1 protein-coding gene is annotated in these 2098 nt (G+C 57.9%); it reads left to right on the top strand.

Features of this window, described 5'->3' with window-relative positions; genetic code table 11:
- Positions 1 to 200 precede the first annotated feature (200 nt).
- On the top strand, positions 201 to 2098 hold a 1898-nt coding region (gene tssI, locus ACQKP4_RS28955), incomplete at its 3' end, for a type VI secretion system tip protein TssI/VgrG (RefSeq protein ID WP_427637429.1).

The raw sequence follows: 2098 nt of genomic DNA, 5'->3' as shown, positions 1-2098 counted from the left end.
GGCTAATCAATCACCCCCTGTGATCGCTTTGTAGTGGTTGCAGCGATATTTTGAAATGCGGAAAGCTCCTACATACGTTATAGAGCCGTCCGACATCTATCCTTTTGCCCCGTTGCTAACGTGCCCGCCCATTTCGCGTGCACAGACCATGGACGGTTTGGACATCGCGCTTCATTTCCTCTTTGCTTAAGGATAAGCGTATGTTCGGTTCGGCCAATACGGCGCAATTCGCGCTCCACATCCCCGCTGTTCGTAACGATTTCAAAGTCCTTGCCTTTGACGGTGTCGAGGCCATCAGCGCCTTGTATGCGATCCAGGTTGAACTGGTCAGCGAAAACCCGGATATCGACCTGGAGAGCCTGCTCAGCCAGCCCGCCTTTCTTCAGTTCGGCCTTAACGGCGAAGGTCTTCATGGCCGGATCGAAGACGTCTTCGTGGGTGAAACCGGCAAACGCCTGACCCGTTATCGCCTGACCCTGGTGCCGGCGCTGCATTACTTGCAGTTCAGCCACGATCGGCGGATTTTCCAGAACCTGACCGTGCCGCAAATCATCGCTCAGGTGCTCAAGGGGCACGGCTTTCAGGCCAATGCGTTTACCTTCCAGGTCAGCACCAGCCCCGAGCGTGACTACTGCACGCAATACGCTGAAAGCGATTTGGAGTTCGTCCAGCGCCTGTGCGCTGAAGACGGTATCGCGTGGCATCACCAGCATTCGGCAGAGGGTCACCTGCTGGTGTTCACCGATGATCAGACCTGGTTCCCCCACTTGGGCGAGACCCCTTTTCAACAAGACTCCGGCATGGTGGCGCAACACCCGGTCGTGAGCCAGTTTTCGGCGGGCGTTCGCACCCGCACTAACACTACAACGCGCCGCGACTATGACTTCCAACGCCCGAATCTATTGCTGGAAAGCCGTTTTACCGCCGAGTTCAGCCCCGAGCTGGAAGACTATCGTTACCCGGTGTTCATCGAAAACGAACAACGCGGCAAGCAACTCGCTCGCCAGGCGCTGGAGCGGCATCGCACCGATTACCAGGTAACCGAGGGCCAAAGCGATCAACCGACCCTGCGCAGCGGTCACTTCTTCAACTTGACCGAACACCACCGTGAAGCCTGCAACGATTTGTGGCTGTTGCTCAGTGTGTCGCACGTTGGCAAGCAACCTCAGGCGCTGGAGGAAGCCATCACCAGCGACGTCAAACCTGAAGACGGCTTTACCCAAGGCTATCGAAACCGCTTCAGCGCCATTCCCTGGGACGTGTTTTACCGACCGCCGATGGTTTCACGCAAAACCCCGCTCGTGAGTCAGACCGCACGCGTGACCGGGCCGGTCGGTGAAGAGATCTATTGCGATGAATATGGTCGCGTGAAGATTGAGCTGCCGTGGGAACGGGCCGAACTCAACAGTGAAAAAAGCAGTTGCTGGGTGCGGGTCTCCAGCCACTGGGCGGGGCCAGATTACGGTGCCGTGACCATCCCGCGTATCGGCATGGAAGTAGTCGTCACCTATCTGGATGGCAATCCGGACAATCCGTTGATCACCGGTTGTGTCGCCAACAAAGTCACAGCCGTTGCGCATTCATTACCGGAGAACAAGACCAAAACCGTGTTGCGTAGCCACAGCTCCCCGCACACCGGTGGCTACAACGAACTGTCGCTTGAAGACCGCGCCGGGCAGGAAAAAATCTACCTGCGGGCGCAGCGCGACCTCGAGCAACTGATCCTCAACGACAGCGACACCCACATCGGTAACGACCGCCGCGAACAGATCACCCGCGACAGCCATAGCCTGATCGGCAACGACCGTTTCGAACAGGTGGACAACAACAGCGCCAGCCTGATCAAGGGCGACGAGTTGCACACCACCGAAGGTGCTCGCAACACCGTGATCGGCGGCAATGAATTGATCACCATCAGCGGCAACAGCAGCACGACGGCAGAGGGCACGTTGGTGATTCAGGCGGGGCCGCACGCTCATGTCACCGCCAGCCATGTGGTGATCAAGGGCGATTCGAGCTTGACGCTTGAGTGTGGCGGTCAGCACATCGTGATCAACGCCAGCGGGATTTTCAGCAGCGTGGCGATTGTCGAGGGTGG

It is taken from the genome of Pseudomonas sp. NPDC086278, assembly GCF_050280905.1.
Lineage (GTDB): Bacteria > Pseudomonadota > Gammaproteobacteria > Pseudomonadales > Pseudomonadaceae > Aquipseudomonas.
This window is presented reverse-complemented; position numbering and strand designations above follow the sequence as displayed.